Source organism: Paenibacillus sp. 2003 (genome assembly GCF_031455635.1).
Taxonomy (GTDB): domain Bacteria; phylum Bacillota; class Bacilli; order Paenibacillales; family Paenibacillaceae; genus Paenibacillus; species Paenibacillus amylolyticus_B.
The window spans coordinates 329912-355453 of the sequence record NZ_JAVDTB010000002.1; the positions used below are offsets into that span (position 1 = coordinate 329912).

The window sequence follows — 25542 nt, forward strand, 5'->3', positions numbered from 1 at the left end:
ATTGAGCTACCATCAGATCAGCTCGTCGTAGAGCTCTTTCATTTCTGCAAGTGCTGCTGGGACACGCTCACTAAACCAGGCAACATCCTGCATATCAAGCAGGATATTCGGATACATCCGCGAGAGCGTAGATACCAGAACACCGTGCTCAGCAAGCTTGCTATTTAACAAAATATCAAAAGACATCAATTCAAACGTATAATCAGCCGTATCCGTAAGCGGCTCCGTGCAACAGTGATAAGAAGCACAGCCAGACGGACCCTGAACAATTAAAGGCAGACCTACCTTCACTGCTTCCTGGCAGAGTATGTCATGCATCATCTCAGCGTGGCGGTTCATGCTGTTCATCGCCTGTCCTCCATTGCGGCCCAACATTTCCAGCGTAGCTTTTACAGCAGCTGTACCTAATGGATAGCCATTAAACGTACCCGCATGAATTACTTTTTTGTCTACAAGCAACTTCATGATATCCGCTCGGCCAACCAGGGCTGACACCGGAACTCCGCCACCGGCGATTGCCTTCCCAAGTGTAGTCAGATCGGGTGTTACACCGAATAACTGTTGGGCACCACCGAGTCCCATACGGAATCCTGTTATAATCTCATCAAAAATGAGCACGACCTGGTACTGGTCACATAACTGTCTGACTTTTTGCAGATAACCCGGAGCAGGCATGACTCCGCCTCCATTTACACAAACCGGCTCCATGATTACTGCTGCAATGTCGTCTCCATGCTGGCGAAATAGTTCCTCCAGACGGGGTGCGTCATTCCATGGCAGGAGGTAGGATTGAGATTCCATGGCATCCCTTGCCCTCCCCTTTGTTCCTTTCATGTCACCAGGATAGTCTGAAGGTACAGGCAAACCTGTACGGGCAGTCTTGCCACCCATAATATTGTCCGCATTGCCATGATAATGGCCTTCAAAACGTATAAAGCGATTTTTACCTGTCCACGCCCGGGCAAGACGAAGTGCATTCTGGACAATCTCCGTGCCTGATAACCCAAAACGAATCATCTCTGCTGAAGGTACATATTGATGGATCAGTTCCAGAGCCTCTGCATCCAGATCGCAATGACTTACAGAAAGAACACGGTCAATGGTATCCTTCAGACACTCGTTATACTCCTCGTTGCCGTGGCCAACAATGAGGGCACCAAAGCGGGCATATAGATCCAAATACTCGTTGCCGTTCATGTCCGTCACTCTGCTTCGGGAAGCATGCTTGAAATGGAGCGGCGTCTCTTCCCAAGGAAGGTGAAAATTATAGTGGACACCGCCAGGCAGCCATTGCTTCACCCGCTGATTGTACTGCATCATCTCCGTGATCATCCCTTATCGCCTCCCCCACTTGTCTGGTTTACTGCTTCATATCGCTCCAATAACCTGAACCGATCTTGCGGATCATCCAGCGAATAGGCTGCGGGCAAGGTCTTATTCTCAGCCAGCATATTTCTTACGCTCTGGCCTGGACCGATATCGATCCATACCGTCGCTCCCAGATTTTGAACGCGTGCCAATGCCTGATTCCAGCGAATAGGTTGCAAAAGCTGGCTGCTCAGCAGCTGAGGAATGTCCTCGGCTCCGCGAATGAACTCACCATGTACTGTAGAGCATATGGGAAACACCGGTGCAGAGAAGGAAACCCCTGCAAGCATCTCTTCAAGCTCAGGCTGAATGAACTGCATCAACTCGCTATGATAAGGTGCATCTGCCTTCATTGGCATCATGCGAAAAGGAATGAATTCCCCACCGAAGCCATCCACCTGATCATCCAGCAGTTGAAGACCCTTCGCAGTACCTGCGACGACAAACTGTCCCGGTGAATTATAACCGGAGATCGTCACATACTCGTTCTGACGAATATTCTCGACTAATTCTTCAAGCGCTTCTTGGGTTACATCAACAACAATACCCGCTCTTCCTTTTTGCTCTTGGATGGAGCGATGCATCAACGCACCACGCTGAGCTGTAAAACGGATTCCATCAGCAAATCGCAATGCACCCGCCGCTACTAAAGCCGAAATCTCCCCCAAACTGTGACCTACTGCATAATCTGGAGTCATTCCAGTCCGGCGAACAAATGAGTCAAATAGAACGTAGCTTGCCGTCAGTACAGCAGGCTGAGCATATTCAGAGACCGTCAATTGATCCAGGGTCCCTTCCATAACCAGTGCCTTCAAATCAAATCCGATCACCTCGCTCGCTTCCGCAAAGATCTGATTCGCCTCCGGCTCACTGTCCAACAACTCGCTGCACATTCCGATATACTGGCTTCCCTGGCCGGGAAATAACGCACAAAACGTCATACGCCACCGCCACGCTTGTAATAGGCTTTTAATCCGTAATGCGAGATCATCTCCTGCTGCATCTGAGAAGAACCTTCAATAATCTCCAGAATTTTGGCTTCCTTATACAGACTGGCAACAGGATATTGGTTACTAATTCCGTTCGCACCGTGAACCTGTAGCGCATCACTTGCAACTTCAACAGCAACTTTGGACGTAAAATATTTGGCGATCGTTGTCTCCATGGCGGCCTGCGGGTCCTTGGCTTCTCTCAGCTCGGCTGCCCGTAAACATAATGCTCGTGCTGCATGGACTTTTGTCACTGCATCTCCAATCATGCCGCGAATCAGCTGAAAATGACTCAGCTTCTGATCAAATTGCTTCCGCTTCCTTGAGTAAGTCACCATGGCATCCAGCGCTTCCTGCGCAATCGCCAGCCCTGCCCAGGCAATGCTATATCTGCCCTGGTCGAGTGCCCCGGTTACGATGTACTCAAAACCTTCATTCAGACGTCCAATAATGTGATTCTTTGGTACACGCACCTCATGGAGATCAATCTCAGCTATACCTGTCTCTCCCGCAACCATGACACCTTCGATAGGTTTGGTCTGTACACCCTCAAACTGGCGTTCGACCCAAAAAGCAGTGCTTCGTCCCTGATTCGAGGCAATAATGATAAATACATCTGCCAGATGTCCAAACGTGATCCACTTCTTTTTTCCATTCAAAACATAACAGTCCGATTCTTCTCTCCACTCGGTCTTTACACTTTTGGCATCCGAACCAACTTCCGGTTCAGTCAGGCCAAAGGCAGCAATCCATTCTCCCTTCACCAACTTGGGCAGCCAGGACGATTTTTGCTCAGGCGTTCCGAAACGTACCAAAGTTTCACTTACAAGTGAAGTATGTACCGTTAACAAGCTGCGAACGGCTGGAAGAGCCTTGCCAAATACTTCAGTCAACAGCCCGTACGCCTTAGGGCCGAGACCCATGCCGCCATATTCAGCCGGGATCGAGGCAGCCAAGTAACCTTTTTCAGCCATGGCACGGATCAATGTTCTGGGAATGGCTTGTTGCTCTTGAATCTGTTGAGCATAAGGACGAATTTCACGGGCAGCAAACAATTCAGCTTCATGAATGATCTCTTGCTCTATATCCACTTCAATCATTCGGCAACCCCCTCTTGAAGAAGAGATTCATTCAGATAGGCGGCGAACTCGGCAATTGTTTTGTATTCAAACAACGCAACCGGACTGATGTCAACTTGAAGATGCTTACGCGCACGGTTAATGATCTTGAGCGCCTGCACAGATGAGACACCAATTTTCAAAAAATTCATCTCTTCATCAATGTCCTCTGGCTCCTGATTCAACGCTGCTGCAATCTCGCTTTTGATAAAAAGCTCAATTTCTTCTTTTGTCATATCATGACCTCCGTTCCCTGATTCACATCTATCCAATGTACATACGGCTCAAATGGATGTGCTGGCAGATGTACAATCTGGCCAGAGCCATTCGGATGTAACTGTTCCCAATCCAGCGCAGCACCACGTACATAAAGCTGTCCCAGTAATAAAGCAAGCTGATCCTCCATGGTAAGCGTCGGCTTGGCAGACAGGCGGATGAAGCTCTCCTTGCCACTGTATTCAAGCTGCTGCACTGTATGATCTGCAGCAATCATAATTACAATGTCGGCGCTTGCCATCTTGCCAGGTGTGTCTTGCAGACTGTCTAACGTCACTCTATTTTTCACTGGAATGGATTGGCTTGCATGAGCGCTGTGATGTTCCTCGCCATCCAGATGTAAACTGGATACAAGCTCCTCTCCTGCAGCTATTCCTCGAATCTCCTGAATGGAAGGGACCAGACGTACAAGTGTCTCAAGCAAGGTCACCCAATAGTTCAAGGTAGATACCTTATCTTCATTAGAATCGTCTGGCCGGATTACTTGACGAGCTAGAGCCTCATCTTCTCCGCGAATCTCATGCCCCCCAACCACAATATTGACACGAGCAGCTCGGTTTCTAGGCTTGAAGCCGTACTCCATCTCTTCGATGTTCCACTTTCCGGTTGAGCTGACAGCTACTGCTGCACGATACCGATAATGTTTTCTATATCTGTTCCGGGTAAAACAAAGATCCTCTAGTGCCAGGTCCACATGTTTCTTCACATACTGCTCCGTGTTATCAATCAGCTTTTTTAAAGCATGCTCTGATTTGGCAGAGAACGTTAACAATTGGCCGCGTGCCGGGGCAACTGCACGGACAGGGGCTTTCCATTCCTCCAGCACAATGTGGGCATTCGTACCTCCCAGGCCAAATGAACTGATGCCTGCCTTCCGTGTTTTTCCTTCAGGTACATCCCACGTTTTATGCTCGCTTACAATATGGAACGGCGATTGGTCCAGTCGGAGGGCCGGATTCGGATTATCCATATGCAGACTTGGTGCCAGTTCCCCATGCTGCATACTGAGCAAAACCTTGGCAAGACTGGCTCCACTGGAGGCTGCAAATAAATGACCAATATTGGTTTTGACTGAACCTAATCCAATCGAATTGTCGCTTGTGCATCCCTTTTCCCGGAACAGTCGGAGCAAGGCATTCACCTCAATTGGATCTCCAATCCTTGTCCCCGATCCATGTGCTTCAATATAAGAAATCTCGCTCGGGTTTAGGTTGGCATCGCGATAAGCGGCACGGAGTACCTCATATTGTCCCTGAGGGTTGGGTGCCATAATGCCCAGGGAATATCCGTCGTTATTCACCGCTGTCCCGCGAATCACACCATAAACATGCTTATTGTTGCGAACTGCCTCTGTTAGCGGCTCCAGATATACAACAACAGCACCTTCTCCCAAGACTGAACCATCTGCTTCCCGGTCAAATACCTTCGTATGTTGAGTGGAAGAACAGATTCCAGCATTGCGTGATAGTTGATGAACATGCGGTGTAGCCAAAATGTTCGCTCCACCTACAACTGCTCCAGAGATACGCTTGTCCTGAATGGCCGCCACAGCTTGTGTCAGTGCTACCAGAAAAGAAGAACATGCTGTATCTATGGACAGTGCCGGCCCTGTAAAATTGTACATGTGTGAAATGGAGGCCGCTGCTATATTGGACATATTGCCTACCATAGCGTGAGAATGAACAGCCTTTCCAAGACTCCGGTTCATATAATCAACAACCAGATCGAAGTATGTGCTTGGGTTAATCCCTACATACACACCCACATCACGCTTATCCTCATGATCCACGAGCATACCCGCATCCTCCAGCGCCTCATGAGCAACTTCCAGCAACTTGCGATGCTGCGGATCCATAAATGCAGCTTGTTCAGAGGGGATTTCAAAGAACTCATGATCAAACGTATCCGGTTGCTTTAGTTCCCCAATCCAGTCATCCCAATCGGGTTGCTTGGAGTGTGTTGCACGCTCTAAGCTTACCCGGTCAACACTATCTAACCCGTTAACAAGATTGCTCCAGAACTGCTCTTGGGTGTCGGCATCAGGCAGACGCAGAGACAGCCCGGTAATAGCAATAGCACGATGTACATTCAGGTGATTATCTGTTGTTTCAGCTTGTTCAAAGTCCTTCGTATCTGCTGGAAGTTCCTGCAGATATTCCACCATCTCACGTACAGTACTGCAAAAAACAAGTAGTTCTTGTCCTAATTCACGCCCCATATGTGCGGATAGCTTGTCAAGTAATTGATAGGAGAGGATGGAATTGCCTCCAAGTGCGAGAAAAGAAGTATCCATCTCAATCTTTCCTGCGGGCAATTGAAGAATTTCGGCCCAGGCTTTGCGTACGGTATACTCCAAAGACGATGCGGAAACCGTCTCGTGTTGTTGTTGTGTGTTTTCGCGAATCAGCTCTTCAATGGCCTCGATGTCCTTGGTAAATACTCCACGCTCATATTCGTTTCTCAGCATGAAGCGCTGGACCTTGCCACTCGTCGTTTTGGGAATAACCTTGATTGGGAGAACATGGGTGATCTCAATACCCAATCCAGCCCTCATACGTTGGATCAGATCCTGACGTACATCCAGAAACTGTGGAGTGCCCGATTTGTATTTAACAAATACAAGCAGCTCCTCTACTTGTTTGAGGCTGTTAAAGTGCCCGACTACCGTCAGATTCCCTCTAGGAATGCTGCTATTCTGGTACAAAATTTCTTCAAGATCATGCGCATAATGGTTCTGTCCCCGAATAAACACAATGTCCTTGATTCGTCCGCTTACAACCAGGGAGCCATCAGCCATATAACCCAAGTCTCCAGTGCGAAGCCACCCATCCACATACATTTCACGATTGATCTCCGGGAGACTGTAATATCCGGAGGTTACCGATTCCCCACGGATCTGGATTTCGCCAACAACCCGCTCATCCAGCACTTCACCCTGTTCATCCGCAATCCGGATTTGAATCCCTGTCATGGGATATCCTTCATGAACAAATTCGATCACATCCGAAGTATGGCTATCACTGCTAGGCAGCTGTACTGGCACAGCCAGTCCATCCTGCACCAGCCGCGAACGTGAAATACGTTCAATTCGCGGCTCTTCCCCCAGTCTGGAGGTACATACACCTACTGTCGCTTCGGCCATGCCATACGCAGGAAACATCATATTGGGACGATAGCCACAAGAGCTGAATTTTTTGACAAATCGCTCAATAACAGACGTTGATATAGGCTCTGCACCATTCAAGGTCATACGCAGTGAAGACAGATCAAGCGTTGAGAGCTTGGAATCCGGGATCTTCTGAACCATCCATTCGAAACCGAAATTGGTACAGCAAAACCATTTTCCCTGATGCTCCGTAATCTTGCGCAAGAACAGATAAGGCGACCGTACGAAGGTATAAGGTGACATCACCATGATGTTGGCTCCACTCAGGACGGGTGTCAGATGCTGTCCAAATATCCCCATATCATGCGTATGCGGCAACCAGGTAAACACATTATCTCCTTCTTCAGATCCAAGAAAAGTCTTGCATGCAATACTGTTAGCGATAATATTGTGATTTGTTAACTGCACACCTTTGGGAATTCCCGTGCTTCCTGATGAGAATTGCAGGAACACAATGTCATCAGGAGAGGTTGGGCATAGATCAGCCATCTGCTGGCCTGCTTGAAGCTGATTCACGCTAATCAACATAAGATCTTTGAATACCGGACTTTCCGCAAGCTGCTTATACTTGGGCATGTAGGCTTCCTCGACGATCACAACCGGACGCCCGAGTACCTCCCACACTTTCGTGAATTTCTCCAGACCAGCTGAGCCTGGTTCCCAGGCGGCTGGAGGACTAACCGGGGCGACAATAATGCCCCCCAGCATACAAGCCCAAAATGTACGGTAAAATTCCTGTGACTGGTCAATTTCCAAAATAACGACCTGTCCTTGTTGAATGCCTTGCTCCTGAAGAGACTGCAGGTACTTGCGCGCCTGCATCAGTAATTCAGGATATGATTCAAACTGTTCGTCACCTGAAGAGCTGATATAGGTCATTCCCTTTTCTGGATGAGTATCTGCAATGTAGATTAACATCTCAGCCACTGTTGAATAATGCTCTGGCACAATCAGCTCGGGTCCTCGCTGTATGGATTTACTGGACATGTTGCACCTCCATTGCCTCATTGTGAACTACCACTTTCACATCGCTACCAAGCTTGTCATCAATCAGCTGTTTCATACGTTTGATGTCCAGACCAGCCTGACAGGCCAGATGTACGTACAGACACTCTTCGTCGTAGCGAATTACCCATTCGAATTGGGCGAGTCCCGAATTCGAATCTTGGTCATCCGACGACTGAGACGACATTGGGATCGCTTCGCTGCTGGAGATGAAGCCTTGATAATTAAACAGAATCATCTGACGCGGCTCCTGTTCTGCTTGCCTGTAGGCAGTTCCCAATTGTTCCCGTATGCCATCATATTGTGCCAAGAGGGAAGAATCATGTGTAAGTGACATAAAGTTAATGCTGTGTCGCTTCGTAAATTCCAGACGTTCCAACAGATCTTCCTGTGTGAATTCACTGTCTACCAGCACTGGAATCAGATCAAGGAATTCTCCCACATAATCGTAGTAGGATTCTTCGCCATACTCCCTTCCGTAATGCACCAGGGCTATTGGCAATTGGCTTATGTTCAGATAAGCCGCAATGATGTTGGAAAAAGTTTCAAAGTATGTCCACCAAACATCTGCAGGCTCCTTCCCTGCAAGGGACAACTCGGCAGTCATTGCTGAAGGCGACAATGTTTCTATTTCCTTCAACTTGTCCATGACGATGGTGTTATATCTATTCCATGCCTGAAGTGAAAATTGTTTCTTCATTTCATCTTCAGATACCCCTATGGGGCCTTGAGACAGAAAATTTACATAATCCTCATAATTTCGTACTTGGTACAGAAGATCACTCTCTGTCCCTACACCTTGCGGTCTATATAATGCCTTCGACTCAAGTTGCTGTTTGATGATTTGAGCACTCATACCATCAAACGCAAGATGATCAAAACTCCAAATCAGCTTATGCTCTGTGGCTCCTGTACGCAAAATACACAGACGCCAAGGTAGTTCCTTCAGCGTATACGTTTTGTATAACAGAGACTGAACCAGTTTGTACTCCAACTGCTCAATCGTATCCGAAGCATAATGACGAATATCAAGATATGGGATAAGCTGTTGCAGCATGTCCGCCGCTAACGACATATCACATGGATGCCAATACAATTGTTCTTCCTCATATATCATGCTGTGCAGTAACTGATGCCGGGATATAACCCCAAGTATCAGGTGTTTTACAGCTTGTTCATTCAATTCGCCTTCCAGCGTTGTTGTAAATCCGCTTGCTCGTGAAGTCGTAGAAGCATGTGCTTGTTGTATTGGAGATAGTGGGAATTGACCCATAGGGGTCATGCCCGCCATAAAAAATGAAACCTGATTGCAGCTGTTTAAGACATGCAGGACCAGGCTGTCCAGTTGTTTTTCATGAAGTGTTATGTCCTGTGGTATGACTATCGGGGACTGGATATGCAGGCTATCTTCGGACCAAACTGACGCCGGAGGATTAATGTCTACTAATTTGGCAAGTCCTCTAACTGTCGGATATTGGAATAATTCGTTCACATTGATGGCAATTCCTTCTTTTGACAAAATTTGAGTGAATGCAATCGCTTTGAGCGAATGCCCCCCATTTTGAAAGAAGTGATCTTCCACACCAATGCTTGGATTACCGAGTATCTGTCGCATGGCGGCAAGAATGACACGCTCTGTTTTTGTCCGAGGTGAATTCACTTCCAGAGACCTCTGCTGCTCTTCAACCAAATGCTCGGACAATGCTCTTCGGTCCACTTTGCCATTGGCATTAATCGGAAGATGATCCATTCGAATAATTCGTGCTGGCACCATGTACTCTGGCAGTTGCTGGTGAAGTTCTCTTCGAATGTACTCAGTATCTGCCCCAGTGTTGCTTGTATAAAAAGCAGCAATGTATAGACTTCCTGATGGCTCTGTAACTGTCATGACAAAGGCATCACGAACTCCTGAAAGACGCTCCATGCAGTTGCCTATCTCCGATAACTCAATGCGGAAACCTCTAATCTTGACCTGGAAATCCGAACGTTCAATAAAAATCAGACTGCCGTCAATCAAACGTTTGACGATGTCACCTGTCCGATACATTCGTTCTCCTTTGCGGAAGGGATCATTAAGAAAGTGTTTTTGGGTAAGATCCTCACGGTTAAGATATCCAATACCTACCGCATCCCCACTGATATACAGTTCCCCTGGAACGTTAGGTGGCACAGGCTTCAGCTCATCATCCAGAACATACAAGGCTGTGTTAGACAGGGGGTAACCTATAGGCAGTGAGCCAGTATAAGGCTCTGTTTGCTGTAATAAGTGGTAGGAGGCAAAAAAGGTTGCTTCCGTTGGCCCATATCCATTCAATAACCTGCCCGGACCCACACATGCAAGCGCTTTGTTGGCATGACTCACCGATGCAGCTTCACCACCAAACATCACTCTACGCACATTCTTCAAGCAATCAGCATCCCAATCCACCAGCATATTAAACAAGGATGTCGGAATATAAAATACTGAAATTCGTTGCTGTCTGATGACATCCGCCAAACGAGCCATATCCAAAATGGTCTCTTTTGAGATTAATACAAGAGTAGCGCCATTTATTAATGAAGCAAAAATATCGAAAATGGAACCGTCAAACGCATAGTTAGAAATTTGCAGGATACGATCCTCTGGCACGACGGTGACAAAATTGCTATTTTTCATGACTTTGGTCACATTGCGATGACTCATCACAGTCCCTTTCGGGGTTCCTGTTGACCCTGATGTATAAATGATATAAGCCGGGTCAAGAGCGGTCATGTTCATATCTTCAACAGGCTCCTGCATGTCTCCTGAATCAAATGCTGCCAGTTCATCTGCCGGCAAGATACAAGGAACTACAGATTGCCATGTGGAGACATACGCCGTTTCAGTCAATAACACAGCCGCATCGCAATCTTGCAAAATAAATTCAATTCTCGATGGCGGCGAAGCCGGGTCGATCGGAACATAACTGCAACCGAGTTTGAGTGTAGCAAGAATACTGATCATCTGGATCGGTCCACGGTCCAGAATGAGAGCAATACTGGAGCCTGATTTTATCCCTTGTCCAAGCAACCTGAACGCCAGCCACTGAACACGTTCATTCAGATCCGCATAGCTCCATTCACCGTCTTCCCAGACCAATGCTGTCTTCTGTGCATGCACATGAACTTGTTCCTCGAATAATTGGGAAATGGTCGCATCTCGCGGATACTGAGCGGCATTATCGTTGACTCCGTACAGCAGCCATTCCTCTTCCTCCGGTGTAGTGAGCTTAATCTGACCAATTCGTTCATTATGCCCTGTTGTGATCTGAGACAGGATATACCGGAATTTATCCAGCATCAGTTCCATGGACTCCGCTTTAAACAAATCCGAGCGATAGTCAAGTTCAACCGTGTAACATTGCTTGTGCTCGACCAGTGTCCAAGTCAGATCAAATTTGGCATCCACCTTACCTTCGACCCATGGTTCAAGCATTAGTTCCCCGGCTTCAGGATCATCGGTTCCCATATTAATGTAATTTAACACCACATCAAATAGGGGGTTGCGGCTTAAATCACCGAATAGACCAAGTTGTTCCACCAGTGCTTCATAAGGATAATGTTGATGCTCATAACAGGATAACAGCTTGCCACGCATCTCATTCAAATACGTCTCTGTGGACCATTCTTTGTCCATGTTGGTGCGAATGGCAAGCATGTTCACGAACATACCCATAACGTTGTTGAGTTCTGGCTTCTCACGCCCCGCAACCGCTGTACCAACGACCAAGTCGTCTTGACCCGTATACTTCCAGATTAATAGATTCAGAGTTGCCATGAACAACATATAGGGTGTAAGCCCTTGTTGAGTACAGAAATCATTGACCTGTGTGCTTAACAACTCACCAAGTTCAATGGAACGTCTGTCTCCTCTGTAAGATGACGCGCCATGTCTTGGGAAGTCTGTAAGCAATACAACTGGTGCAGGCTTGTCTTTGAATTCCTGTATCCAAAACTTGGCGTCTTCAACGGATTGTCCATGTGAAGCAACTTCATTACGCCATTCCGCATAATCCTTATACTGAATGTCAAGAGATTGCAATGTTTCTCCTCTGTACATGCGAGCAAAATCCTGCATCAGGATCGCAATGGAACTCTGATCCGAAATGATATGATGCATGTCGATGAATAAGATGTGTTCCTCTTGAGAAAGGCGAATGAGCTTAACACGAACCAATGGTGCGCTGGTCAGATCAAAAGGCTTTATCCATTCCATGACCTGCTCTAACCCTGCTGTTTCTAATTCCAGCAACTCCACAACGCTTGGAACCTGATCCTCGACAACCTGGAAAAGCTCACCGTCAATCATTTCAAACCTAGTACGGAATGCTTCATGTCTCTCTACCAGTGCATCCATTATTACTCTGAATTTAACAGGGTCAAGTTTTCCTCTTACCATATAAGAGCTGGCGAGATTGTACGCCGTACTCTCACCTTTCATCCACTCATGCACCACATACATTCTTCGCTGTGCAGAAGTGGTCTTGTATTTCTCTTTCTTAGTTACAGGCAAGATTGGGTTCACTGGATCAGAGTCACTTGTAGCCTGATGTTGAGCAATCCATTGGACCATGTGTTCAAACACAGAATGATCAAAAACCTCTTCCAGCCCCAAATTTAATCCAAACATTTCTTTAATCCTCGACGCCAAGGAAATCGCTTTTAATGAATGACCCCCAAGTTCAAAGAAATCATCTTCAAGGCTGACTGCTCCATTACCAAGCAACTCCTGCCACAATTGCGATAATATATGCCTTATCTCATCATCAGTCCGTTGAACCGTGACTTTCCCAGATGGAGATTGGTCTAATGCTGCGATAGAACCCGCCGCAACCTGCGACATACCTGCAAGCTGATACAACGCAACATCATGTTGATGAACAATCGGATCAAAGGAATACGTCGGCAGGGAGATTTTTTGCCTACGCCCCGTTCCGTTTAACTGTTCCCAATCCAACTCCATGCCAGAGCACCAGCAAAAAGCGAGTACTTTCATTAAATACACGTCTGCCTCAAGCAAGCTCTGACGATCTCCAGTAAGAGCAATGATGTTTGGCTCTGAAAATGAATCCAAGGCTATTTGGTCTGTATCCTGCTGCTGATTCGAAACGATCCACAGCGTATGCCCAGCAGATTCAGAAAGCGTCTTGCGATTTAGCAGCGTGAACAGGAAATTTGGAGATAACAGTGGTGCAATACTCGACGCAAGGTCTGTTACAGTTGCATCTGTCATCCTTCCTGTCAAAGCATCTGACAATGCTCCTTCTTCTAGTGACCAATGCTCCAGATTGTATAAAAGCCCCACGGCATGTACTGGATCAAGTGCATCACTAATAACCAACCCCACCAGTTCGCCAACGCCTTGTCCACAGACAGCATCCGGCTTGATACCAAGCTGCATCACGGTTTTATAAAGAGCATATTGCACAACAAAGCACTGCATGCGCTCAAGCCTTGGATCGGTTAACGATCGCCCTATGCCCTGGCGAATGGCATACTGTTCCTTGGACTCAAAGAGATTCAGTATCTCTTCAAAGTGCTGTTTGAATATCTCTGAGACCTGGCTGCGATACACAGAAGCATATAGTTCCCGAATCTTGCGCGCTTCCCAACTTACATTCCCGCTAAGGTAAAACATGACCTTAGGCTTCCCATTCATCACACTTGTCTGTGTCTCAAACTCTACAGACTGCTCGCTTGGCGGAATATAACCGTCTACAACGATTAGCGCTTTACGATGAATGAATCTGCTTCTTCCCTTCTGTAGCGTCCATGCAGCATTGGGCAACTGCTCCGGCAATGCATGGATCGCCTGTAGAACCGAATCGTACGTGCGTTCCAGCGCAGATTCACTTTTGGCCGAGAAGGGCAGCAGAAGCAATGATTCATAATTGGCTTGGCTCTCTTGGACGGGCGGTTGCTCCAGAATGACGTGAGCATTAGTACCCCCGATCCCAAACGAACTGACACCTGCTCGCAGGACATGCTTCGCGTCTTCTAATGACTGTGGCTCCTTGTTGATATAGAAGGGACTATGCTCCAGTTCCAACATCGGATTCGTCCGATTCATATGAATCTGTGGCGGAACCACCCGGTGATAAAGCGTCAGTACGGTTTTAATAAAACCGGCGACACCTGCTGCCGCATCAAGATGCCCAATATTGGCTTTCACAGAACCTAGAGCACAATAATTTCTACGATCTGTTCCCCATGACTGCCTGAGTGCTTCGATTTCAATCGGGTCCCCCAGTTTGGTTCCTGTTCCATGCGCCTCCAGATAGGATATCTCTTTTGGAGACACTCCCGAACGATGAAGGGCTGATTGAATAACCTTGACCTGCCCGGCCACACTCGGTGCCGTATATCCAATCTTGTCCATGCCATCATTATTAATCGCTGAACCTTTAATGACTGCATAGATATGATCTCCATCTCTCTGCGCGTCGCGGAGTGACTTGAGCACAACCATTCCACATCCATTACCAGACACAGTACCAGATGCCTGCTCATCAAACGGTCTGCAATGACCATCCTTTGAATAAATCATGCCTTCATGCCAGCGATAACCTTCTTTGAGCGGATAGGAGATAGAGACACCTCCCGCAAGTGCCACATCACACTCCCCACGAATCAGCGATTCAGCAGCTTGGTGGATAGCAACCAAAGAAGTTGAACATGCGGTCTGTACGGCCATACTCGGCCCTCTCAGATTTAATTTGTGAGATACTCGGGTTGTAATATAGTCCTTTTCATTTAAAGTCATGGCTTCAAAAGCCTGTAGCAAATTACCGGAACGACCTAGAAATTGCACCATCCATGGTAAGCTCAGTCCACTTCCGGCAAACAATCCTATAGATCCCTCATAACTGTAAGGATCACACCCGGCATGCTCAAGCGCCTCCCATGAGCACTGATGCAGCAGCCGTATTTGCGGATCCATCATGTTGGATTCCTGATGCGGATATTCGAAAAATCCGGAGTCAAAATACTCAGTATCTTGCAGTACACCTTTGGCCCGTACATAATCAGGATGTTTGAAGTCTTGCGGTCGTACACCCGCAGCGTTTAGATCCTCCTCATTCAGACGGGTGATACCGTCCTTACCTGCCATTAGATTATCCCAGAACTCCTCAATATTTCTTGAGCCGGGAAAATGCCCTGCCATGCCAATGACTGCGATATCCGACGACGAAGAATCTCTGCTACTGTGGTCTGAAGCAAACGAGATACTCTGTTTTGGTCTGCTCTGTGCCAGTCTGCTCTGCTCCACTTTGCTGTGTTCAACTGTGCTCATCACATCATCTTTGGGAGCTGTTGTCGGGTCTGGGTTCGTAACAGGATATCCAGCCGTAGCGATATGCCCGCTCTCCTCTCGCACCTGTTGTGTAACTGTCGGCAGCATCTGCTCAGCCACCAGATGATTGACCAGTGATGCAATAGAGGAATGCTCAAACAATTGCACCAGCGGAACGCTTTTATCCAGATAGGCATTCAGCCGATTATTAATCAGAATAAGCCCCAGCGAGTTGCCTCCGATGTCAAAAAAGTGATCATGGATATTAACCGTATCCAGATTCAATATTTCCTTCCACGCTGCAATAAGCATCTGCTCCAGATCAACTTTTGCCTGCTCCATTCCTTGAATCGATGAGCCATAAACCAGAGCCGGATTAGCCTTCTCTCCCGTTTCAAAATCAGCCAGACGAAGGGCATTGCGATTCAGTTTGCCATTAGGCAGCACAGGCAGATTTTCCAGACAAATCAAGCGAGAAGGCATCATGTACTGTGGAAGCCGCTGCTTTAACCAGGTCCGAAGCTGTACGTCTTCATCTTCCATAACGGAAGGCCCAATCCCAGGCTTAAGACTGTAGAAAAGGATTAATTGTAATGAATGTTGCTCGGCCCCTTCTACCTTAACGACAGCTTCTCTTACACGTTCATAATTCATCGCTGCCTGCTCAATCTCGTTCAGTTCAATCCGGTAGCCACGAATCTTCACCTGCTGATCCAACCGTCCCATTAACTCAACATCCCCATCCGGCAGTATACGGGCCAGATCGCCAGTTCGGTACAAACGGCCTCCCAACACATTGGGGTTTGCAATGAATCGGGCATCGGTCTCAGCTGCATTGTGCATATAACCGCGGGATAATCCTTTTCCTGCAATGCACAGCTCTCCATAACTTCCAGGTGGCAGTATTTCACCTTCATCATTCAGAATATAAATCTCTGTATTGGTAATGGGCTTGCCAATGGTAATCGCGGCTGTGTCATTCAATTCTTTGGTCGTTGACCAGATCGTAGTTTCCGTTGGTCCATACATGTTAAAGACTCGAGCGGGCGTAAGCCGCTTCAGATCGGTGAGGAGTCCCACAGGGACATTTTCCCCTCCGGTAAGAACACACCGCAGATTGCCCAGCGCCTGAGCGAATTCCGGATTTTCGACAAATGCCTTAATGCGTGAGACCGTGCTAAGAATGTGCGTAACACCATGTTCACGTATTCGACGTGAAGCAAGAGCCGGGTCAAGCTGTTCCTGCTCATTGGCCAGATACAGCGAATATCCGGTGCATAATGGTGCCCACACTTCAAATCCGAAAATATCAAAAGATATGGTCGTTACACTGATGATGCGATCTGTCTCATGTGCAAAAATATGTCGGTGCCTGATGTCCTCAACAAAATTGACCATCGCCTCATGAGTAATCATGACCCCTTTGGGACGACCCGTCGATCCTGAGGTGAAAATCACACAGGACAGGTCCGAAGACAGGAAGTTTACGTCCGGGTTAACGGATGAGCGCACATCCTGGGCAGTTGGATCATACACGAATCGCTCTCCGCTAAAAGTCACTGTGCCTTCTTCATCAGGCGTACACAGTAATACGTTCATTCTGCTATCTTCGATCATATTCAGGATACGCTGCGGCGGAAAAGCAGGGTCCAGAGGCACATAAGCCGCCCCAGCTTTCAGCACTGCCAATAGCATAATGATCAACGATTCATCACGTCTGGATAATATGCCCACAGGTTCATCCCGGCGTACACCTTGATCAATAAGCTTCCAAGCCAGCGTATTAGCTTTTTCATTAAGCTCCCTGTAGGTAAAAGCGGCTCCGGATGATACAAGGAGAGCTTTCTTGTCTGGTGTGTGTTCTGCCTGCAGCTCGAACAGCCGATGCAGACCCACCGAAGGAGTGTAATCCAGACGTGGACCAGCAAGCAGATGGACTGGGTGCTCATGAGAACCAATGTTTCTCTCAAGCAGTTCGCTCAGAGACAGATTGGGCTGTTGTACAACCTCTTGGCAGAGTCCGATAAACTCCTGCATCATACCTTCAACTGTGTCCCGGCGGAACAGATCCATCGAGTATTCGATATATCCTTCAATCACCTGCTTCTCCCTGTTTTCTTGACAGGTCATTAACAGATCATAAGTGGACGTACCCGTCTCCACCGGAAAAGAACTGAATTGCAAACCATGAAGTTCAAGTCCATGCAAATCCATGTTCTGATAATCGAAACAAACATCAAATACCGGATTTCGATTCAACTCACGTGTCACGCCCAGTTGTGCCACAAGCTCATTAAACGGATACTCCTGATACGCAAAAGCATCCAGTGTATGTTGTTTAAGTTCGCGTAAAAAATCAGTGTACGTACGATCAAACGTTGGAAAATTCCGTATCGCAATCATATTGACAAACATGCCTACCGTCTCTTTCCACTCTTCTTGTATCCTTCCTGCAACAGGCGTTCCTACCACAATGTCCTGCTGACCTGAGCGGTGTGCAAGAAGAAGATTCCACACACTTAGCATTACCATATACATGGATGCTTCCGATGAGGAAGCCAGCTCGTGCAAGTTTTGTGTTAACGAACGATTCAACGTGAAATGGAGACGTCCCCCTTGCATGGATCGCTGTGATGGACGCTCATGGTCAAGTGGAAGCTCCAGCACAGGTAAAGAAGGGCCAAGATGGTCCAGCCAGTATGTTTGATGTGAATTGTATTCATTTGAAGCGAGACGCTGCTGCTGCCATACCGCGTAATCTTTGTACTGTAATCGGACTGTATGCTCTTTGCCAAAATATAAATCATTGAAGTCACGAGTAATGATTTCGACAGATGTACCATCTGCGATAATATGGTGAATATCAAAGAATAACAGGTGCTTGCGCTCGCCTATCTTAATCAGTTCAACCCGCATAAGCGGAGCACTCCCCAGATCAAAAGGACGAATCAATGTCTCGATCATCGCAGGCAACTCTTGGTCATCTGCCACATGCTGCTCTGCATAGCCCATACTTAAGCGAACCGAAGGTTGGATGATCTGAACGATCTCAACGCCCCGTATCTCAAACGATGTTCTGAGCGCCTCATGATGCTGCATCAACTTCTGCAAAGCAGCCTCAACTCTTATACGGTCCAATTCACCTTCAATAATGGTTGCAGACGGTAGGTTGTATGCCGTATTGCCTGGATCAAGCATCGCTTGTGTGAACATACGCATCTGTGCAGAAGAGATTGGATACGCATCCATAGTGGGTGCAGATTGAATTGTCTGTTGGTCCACTTTTGGTTTCGCAATGACATAGAGATGCTCCGCCAATTGAATAGGCGTTGAATGATTGAAAATATCTGCTACCTCAGGCTGAATTCCTAAATGAGACCGGATCCATGCAGACAAGCTGACTGCTTTGAGAGAATCTCCTCCAACCGCAAAGAAATTAACCTCTTCATCTAGATCATCGATGCCAAAAATCGTTCGATATGCATCCAGGACAATCTGTTTCAGTTGGTATGAACCACCAGTATAAACTGTCCCTTTTATTAGAGCAGAGCTACTTCCCTTACCCTGCTCTGCATGTTGCCTATCATCCCCGGTACCCATTCCTTCCGCTGCTGATGAGCCAGAAAGAGAAACACTGACAGGATAGGATTGTTTGTTGAAAACATAAGTAGGCAGAGAGCATTTGCGTCGTACCGTCTGCCCTTTGAGAACCTTCCAGTCCGGTTCAATGCCTTCGCACCATAACTCCGCAAGTCTGCGGTTCACATAGATACTGTCCTGCTCTGTTTCCCTTACGTGACGCAGCATATTCAGTACCGTCTGGGAATCTCTTGATTGACTATGCTGTCTGGCAAAGGAACTTAGCGTTCGTCCTGCACCGACTTCAATTAATACAGCCCGCTCATCCTTCAACACTTCAGCCAGGTTTGATTCAAACAACACCGGCTGTAAAATATGACGGGACCAATAGTCAGGTTGTGTGATTTCATCTCCAAGCGCCCATGTTCCACTGGTGTTGGACAGTAATGGGATCTGTGGCGTATGAAGTGAATGCTCTGCTAGATAACGTCTAAATTCCTCGGCAGCCTGATTCATCATTGGCGTATGGAATGCATGGGAAGTCTTCACACGAATGCACTTCCAGCCCAGTCCTTCAGCCTTGGCTTCCATCCGTGAAATGGCTTCAGCTGTCCCACCAATCACACTGGAACCTGTAGTATTCACCAGGGCAAGCCACATGTCTTCCTCCAGTTGTGACTTCACCTGCTGTGCATCCGCCATAATGGCAAGCATGACCCCGGGTTGTTGTTGCTGCATCAGACGTCCGCGAAGCCGAACTAACTTGACAGCATCTCCGAGTTCGAACACACCCGCTACCGCAGCGGCAGCCAATTCACCTATGCTGTGTCCGATCATGCCATCTGGCTTGATGCCCAGATCCAACAGCGACTTGGCCAGCGCATAACTGGTCATGAACAGTGCGAATTGGCTGTACTCCGTCTGGTTTATTCGCTCAGGCTGCTGATCCCCGTATACAACGGACAGCATATCTTCTCGTTCTTCCGCAGGCAGAAGGTCCAATATTTCCTGAATATAACTTCTGAAGATTGGAGCCAGGCCTGCTTGCTCTGTAGATCTGTATAATTCCGCACCCATTCCCTGATACTGACTGCCCTGTCCAGGGAACATAAAGTATACGGGACGAGTGCCTTGAGCCGAATGGTATACGCGTGCTTTCCCCAGCTGCTGTATCAGCTTGTCCGGATTATCCTTCCATGTCTTATCCAGAATGAGTGCCTTACGATACGCAAAAACAGATCTACCTGACTGCAAGGTCCACGCTGCGTTCGACACAGATTGATCCGGATGTTGAGTCAGATGTTCCATAATCCGTTCAGCGGTGCGGTTCAGCGAGTACTCTGTTTTGGCGGAAAAAAGCAATATATTTACGTCATCATCCGGACTGCACTTCTCCATCTCGGGAGCCTCCTCCAATACCATGTGAGCATTCGTGCCCCCCACACCAAATGAATTGATTCCTGCGCGCATGACTCCAACATTGCCCTGTTTCCAGTCCACCCCTTGTGCATTAACTTTAAAAGGCGTATTCAAAAAATCAATCTTGGGATTAGGCTGCTCATAATTCGCTGTTCCAGGGATATAACCTTGTCCAAGACTGAGCGCTACCTTGATTAAACCAACCACACCTGCGGCTGTATCCATATGTCCCACATTGCCCTTGACCGAACCCAGATAACAAAATTGCTTTTGGTCGGAAGCAAAGGCCCGAGTTAACGAGTTTACTTCAATTGGATCACCAAGCAACGTTCCCGTACCATGTGCTTCGATATAACTCACTGTTTCCGGGTCTACTCCGGCTACCTTATAAGCATCCTGAATGACTTCAGCCTGTCCGCTTACGCTTGGAGCAAGAAAACTGAGTTTCTCTTGTCCGTCATTGTTAATTGCTGAGCCTTTGATGACCCCGTAGATATGATCTCCGTCCCGCAGAGCATCGGTTACCCGCTTCAGCACCACAATTCCCATACCATTGGAGAAGACGGTTCCACTGGCTGCCGCATCAAATGGACGACAGTGTCCATCTGTGGAGAACATCATGCCATCCTCAAATATGTAGCCCCCTTCATTGGGCAACTCCACGGTAATCCCACCAGCCACGGCCACATCACATTCTCCAACGATCAAAGATTGACATGCCAGATGAGGTGTAACCAATGAAGTAGAACATCCCGTCAGAGCGGTATAGGCAGGCCCTTTTAAGTTAAGTTTATAAGCCATTCGGGTAGCGAGAAAATGATTGGTGCTGAGGGTAAATGCTTCGTATTTACTGCTATAGTTAGCATCGTTAAAAAGCACTTGACGGTACCATTCGAAGTCATCGGACCCGCCAAGGAACACTCCCACCTTACCCGCCTCATCCGGTCTGCAGCCTGCATCCTCCAGCGCTTCCCATATTCCCTGATACAGAAGTCTGAATTGGGGAGACATCATTTTGGCTTCACCGGGAGTATAGTCAAAGAACCCTGCGTCAAACTCATCGATGCCGTTGGCACGTCCTTTTGCCTTGACGTAACGAGGTGAACGCAGCAGCGCTTCCTCCACACCAAGCCCCCTCAATTCATCATCACTATAAAAGTGAATGCTTTCCCGCCGTTCAACCAGGTTACTCCAGAACTCCCTTATATCCTCAGCGCCCGGCACATTCACCGCCATGCCCACAATTGCAATGTCCTCACGCATAATGCCGTCTTTTCGTTGAAACAATTGTTCCCTTTCAGTCGGTACCCGAACTGCCTCATCCTTCGGACCCAGCGCAGCAAATTGACGCAATGTCGGGCATTCAAAAAAACGAGGAACAGGGAACTCCACATCGGTATAATGTTTTAGTTTATTGTGAGCCTGAATGACAGAAAATGAATTTCCGCCCAATTCAAAGAAATGGTCATCGCGCCCTACTCTCTCAACACCGAGCACTTCGGCCCACACTTCGGCTATAACCTTCTCAAGTTCGGAAGACGGGGCGGTATAGAACGTACTGGAAGTGTGAGCATGCGTGATATCTGCCATAAGTGCCTTCCGGTCAATCTTCCCACTGCTATTCAATGGAAATTCGGATTTATGTACAAAAACGGATGGTATCATGTATGCCGGTAACGAACGAGACAGGTGCTCTCTCAATCCGACAGAAGGCAGCTCCTGCTCTGACAGATAGTAGGCATACAGCAAGCCGGACCTACCTTCAAATGATTTCATGACTACCACGGTCTGGATGACACCCGGATAGGATGACAGCGTATTCTCAATTTCGCCTGTCTCCAGTCTGGCTCCCTGAATTTTAACCTGGAAATCAATGCGTCCCAGATATTCGATCGTACCGCTTGGGAGTGAACGTACCAGATCCCCTGTGCGGTACATGTACCTGAAATGCGCTGCGTCCTGTCCTTCTTGAAAGAAAGGATTAGGGACAAATTTTTCTCGGGTCATCTGTTCCAGATTCAAATATCCACGTGCAAGCCCAACACCGCTAAGACAAAGCTCCCCTGGAATACCTAACGGCTGAAGCTCATCATGATTTCCGACGACATACCATCTGGACTCATTGAGCGGGTAGCCAATCGGTACATTGCCCAAGCCTTCGTAATGGCTTAACGGATAATGAGAAACCCATATGGTGCATTCGGTTGGACCATATACATTTTCAAGACTTGCTCTAATGCCTAACCTGTTAAACTTCTCAATGATGTCAGGCGTAACTGCCTCTCCGCCAACAAACATCCATTTCAGCGTTTCCAATGCTGACAGATCGGAGCGAAGCTCCATCGTTTCCAGAAAAAGACGGAATAACGTTGGAACAAAGTTGATGTGGGTCACCTTATGTGATGCAACCGTAGACAAAATACGAGAAGGGTCTTTTTCTGCTCCAGGCTCAAGAATACTTAGTGCGCCTTCACCCATGAACCAGCCGAAAAGTTCCGTGGCCGACACATCAAAGGTATATGCTGTTTTCAGCAAGTAAACATCCTGCGCCTGCATTGGAAAACGACGCTCCAGATCAAGCAGTGTATTGACTACGCTATGATTTTCAACCATGACTCCTTTTGGCTTGCCTGTTGATCCGGACGTGTACATGATATAGGCAAGGCTACGCGGATTCAGCGCCTTTTCGAGATTTGAGACATCCCCCGTATAGGCCTGATCGCCCTCAACGTAGATGTACTGGACATCCAGCGTCTCGTCATCTTTTTCGGGTTGCATAGCCAGCACGATGGATATGTCTGCATCCGATATAATATAGTCCTTTCTGGACAAAGGATAGGAAGGGTCTACAGGCACAAAAGCACATCCGGCTTTTAATACAGCCAATAGGGCAATGACCATATCCGAGGAACGTGGCATCTGCACGCCAACTGCCGCGTTATCACTTTTTTTACTCGCAACGATCTGCCTAGCCAATTGATTCGCTTTTGCGTTGACCTGCGCATAGGTCTGATGCTGCTTGCCTTCCATTAGAGCTACCCGCTCCGGGAAACGTGCTACTTTATCGTGAAATATATCCATAATATGTTGTGGAGTGTAGGGAAAATAAGAAGTTTGATTGAATCGGTACAGTAGGTTTTCTTTCTCATCCTGCATCAGGAGGCTGAACTCACTGATTTTTTGATCAGATTTGGTTACTAGTTGATTCAGCAAATATAGAAATCGTTGGCCCATTCGCTCCATTGAATCTTCACGGAACAAGCTCGGTTTATATTGCAGCTTCAACTGCGCACCTTGCGGTAAACGGCTCAACACCACCATCAGATCTCCTGGAAACGTAACCTTATCCTGATCCATAATACGAGTTCCAAGCATATCTTCCTCATAGGAATCATAAACAAAGGAGATATCAAACAACGATGGTGATCCGGGTTGAGCCTGTAACATGCTGTCTCTGACAATGAGGTTATTGGGATATCCGATGTTCCTGTACGTATCCATCCAGGTTGTGGCTACTTGTTGCAGCAGAGGTTTTAGAGTTGATTCGAGGTCAATATGGAATCGCATAGGCAGCATATGGACAAAACATCCAATCGTTTCTTCCAAGTCCATACCGGGACGATGAGAATATGGGGAGGCAAAGGTGATATCGTCTGTACCGACATATTTACTCATAAGAATGCCAAAGGCACCCATAAAGAACATAAAAACAGTTACTTCATTATCCTTGGACATCTGTGTAATATCAGCCATTAACGATTCCGAAATATCAAATCGCAGTTCATGACCAATTCCTTCTTGTAAAGAACCTGCTGGAAAGTCGTGCTTTAGAGAAAGAGGTTCCGCTCCCTTCATTTTGTTTAACCAGTATTCCCGCTCTTTGGAGTACTTGTTTTCGTGCAGTTTCTTGTTCTCTGCCTCAACATAAGAGATGAATCCTTCATCCAGCTTGACATCCACAGGTTGATCTTCAAGAAGACATGTATATGACTGGATAAGTTTGTTTTTCATCAGTTCAAGCGACAAGCCATCACATATTAAATGATGAATACATAAGGTCAGAATATATCGGCTTTTATCCATCTGAACAATCATTATACGGAACAGAGGACCTTTCTCCAGCTCAAAAGGTGTCCCGATGCATTCATCCACCAGTGCTTCTAACTGTTGTTCCTTTGGATTCTCCTGATTCTCGCTACTTAGGTCCCACAAGACAAGTGAATAATCCATATCTTCATGAACGGATAACACGGGTACATCATTTTGAATCTCAATCCGAGTACGCAGCACCACTTGCTCATACATAAGCAATTCGATGGCCCGGCGAAATATCTCCATTTGAAGATGATCAAATTGCATTGAAGCTGAGATGTTATACGAAGTGGGATCATTCACCTGACAATCAAAATAGATTCCCTTTTGTGTTTCGGAAAGTTCAACGGTTTTTTGTACCATCACGACCACACCTCATCGTTTAATTGAGATTCAAGCTGTGTAAGGCAAAAAATCAATTACAGCTTAGTGCATTACCCAGATTCCGCCAGCCAATACGGAGAGAACCGTGATAAACGTTTGATACACCACATCCATAATGAGATTCCCGATACTGTCTCCATCTGCCTTGCGATTTTTAATCATGACATAAGTATGTGACCAAAGACCACTTAACCCGTATATGTACATCGTTACCAATACACCAACCCAAAAGTTCCCCTGGAACCATATGGCCATAATCCCCATAACTCCAAGCCCTACCTGGGAAAAACCGTATTTAACCTGAAATGGTCCACCAGGCCATCCTAACATTTTGGCTGTCTGATCCGCTCTGGCAATGTTGACAACATAACCAATCACTCCAACCAATCCAAACGTAACCACAAACTGATGAAGCAACAATACTCTGCTAATCTCGCTCATTTCCCCGGGAAAACCTAACACATATAGGTGTACTCCCCCTGAAATTAGACCTAACAACCATAGAACCAAAAACCACATGCCTGTCCCACTCCCGCCGTTTGTTATTTGGAATCATTTGTAACTAAATGTACAATCTTGTAGATACACACATTATATAATCGCTTTTACATTTGTCAATTAATACATAATTTTCTATTTTGTCGAAGCTTTTGTCATTTTCCTTCTACTGTACGCAAACAAGAAAACCATATAGTTCCATTTGACTTGAAAATAATAGGAATTTAGCCCTATTATTACATTAAAAGGTTTTAAACCTACTTCTTTTTTAACGCTTCAAAAGAACCACAACTCATTTATTTGACATAGGTGATAGTTCAATTATCATCTGTTTAG

At 46.9% G+C, this 25542-nt stretch carries 7 protein-coding genes; all 7 read right to left on the minus strand.

The genetic code is table 11. The features are described 5' to 3' along the window. Positions 1-12 precede the first annotated feature (12 nt). Positions 13-1332 carry an aspartate aminotransferase family protein gene (locus tag J2X75_RS13580; RefSeq protein WP_310337175.1) on the minus strand — a complete coding sequence of 440 codons (1320 nt, stop codon included), beginning with the start codon at positions 1330-1332 and terminating at the stop codon, positions 13-15. Then, positions 1329-2309: an ACP S-malonyltransferase gene (locus tag J2X75_RS13585; protein ID WP_310337177.1), complete on the minus strand. Its 981-nt coding sequence runs from the start codon at positions 2307-2309 to the stop codon at positions 1329-1331. Before J2X75_RS13585 ends, J2X75_RS13580 begins: the two co-directional genes overlap by 4 nt. Next, positions 2306-3457, minus strand: a complete 1152-nt coding sequence (locus J2X75_RS13590; protein ID WP_310337179.1) for an acyl-CoA dehydrogenase family protein — start codon at positions 3455-3457, stop codon at positions 2306-2308. Before J2X75_RS13590 ends, J2X75_RS13585 begins: the two co-directional genes overlap by 4 nt. After that, positions 3454-3711: an acyl carrier protein gene (locus tag J2X75_RS13595; protein ID WP_017687150.1), complete on the minus strand. Its 258-nt coding sequence runs from the start codon at positions 3709-3711 to the stop codon at positions 3454-3456. The genes J2X75_RS13590 and J2X75_RS13595 overlap by 4 nt, the downstream gene beginning before the upstream one ends. Next, entirely contained in the window at positions 3708-7904 is a 4197-nt protein-coding gene (locus tag J2X75_RS13600; protein WP_310337181.1) for a beta-ketoacyl synthase N-terminal-like domain-containing protein, read from the minus strand. Before J2X75_RS13600 ends, J2X75_RS13595 begins: the two co-directional genes overlap by 4 nt. After that, positions 7894-24687 carry a non-ribosomal peptide synthetase/type I polyketide synthase gene (locus J2X75_RS13605; RefSeq protein WP_310337653.1) on the minus strand — a complete coding sequence of 5598 codons (16794 nt, stop codon included), beginning with the start codon at positions 24685-24687 and terminating at the stop codon, positions 7894-7896. Before J2X75_RS13605 ends, J2X75_RS13600 begins: the two co-directional genes overlap by 11 nt. A 63-nt stretch (positions 24688-24750) precedes the next feature. Then, positions 24751-25227 (minus strand): DUF6790 family protein, encoded by a 477-nt coding sequence (locus tag J2X75_RS13610; RefSeq protein ID WP_026080959.1) that lies wholly within the window; start codon positions 25225-25227, stop codon positions 24751-24753. Between the last annotated feature and the right edge of the window lie 315 nt (positions 25228-25542).

Coding starts and splice junctions, on each gene's coding strand:
- J2X75_RS13580 (WP_310337175.1), bottom strand. CDS start 1,332: ATGATCACGGAGATGATGCAGTACAATCAGCGGGTGAAGCAATGGCTG.
- J2X75_RS13585 (WP_310337177.1), bottom strand. CDS start 2,309: ATGACGTTTTGTGCGTTATTTCCCGGCCAGGGAAGCCAGTATATCGGA.
- J2X75_RS13590 (WP_310337179.1), bottom strand. CDS start 3,457: ATGATTGAAGTGGATATAGAGCAAGAGATCATTCATGAAGCTGAATTG.
- J2X75_RS13595 (WP_017687150.1), bottom strand. CDS start 3,711: ATGACAAAAGAAGAAATTGAGCTTTTTATCAAAAGCGAGATTGCAGCA.
- J2X75_RS13600 (WP_310337181.1), bottom strand. CDS start 7,904: ATGTCCAGTAAATCCATACAGCGAGGACCCGAGCTGATTGTGCCAGAG.
- J2X75_RS13605 (WP_310337653.1), bottom strand. CDS start 24,687: ATGGTACAAAAAACCGTTGAACTTTCCGAAACACAAAAGGGAATCTAT.
- J2X75_RS13610 (WP_026080959.1), bottom strand. CDS start 25,227: ATGTGGTTTTTGGTTCTATGGTTGTTAGGTCTAATTTCAGGGGGAGTA.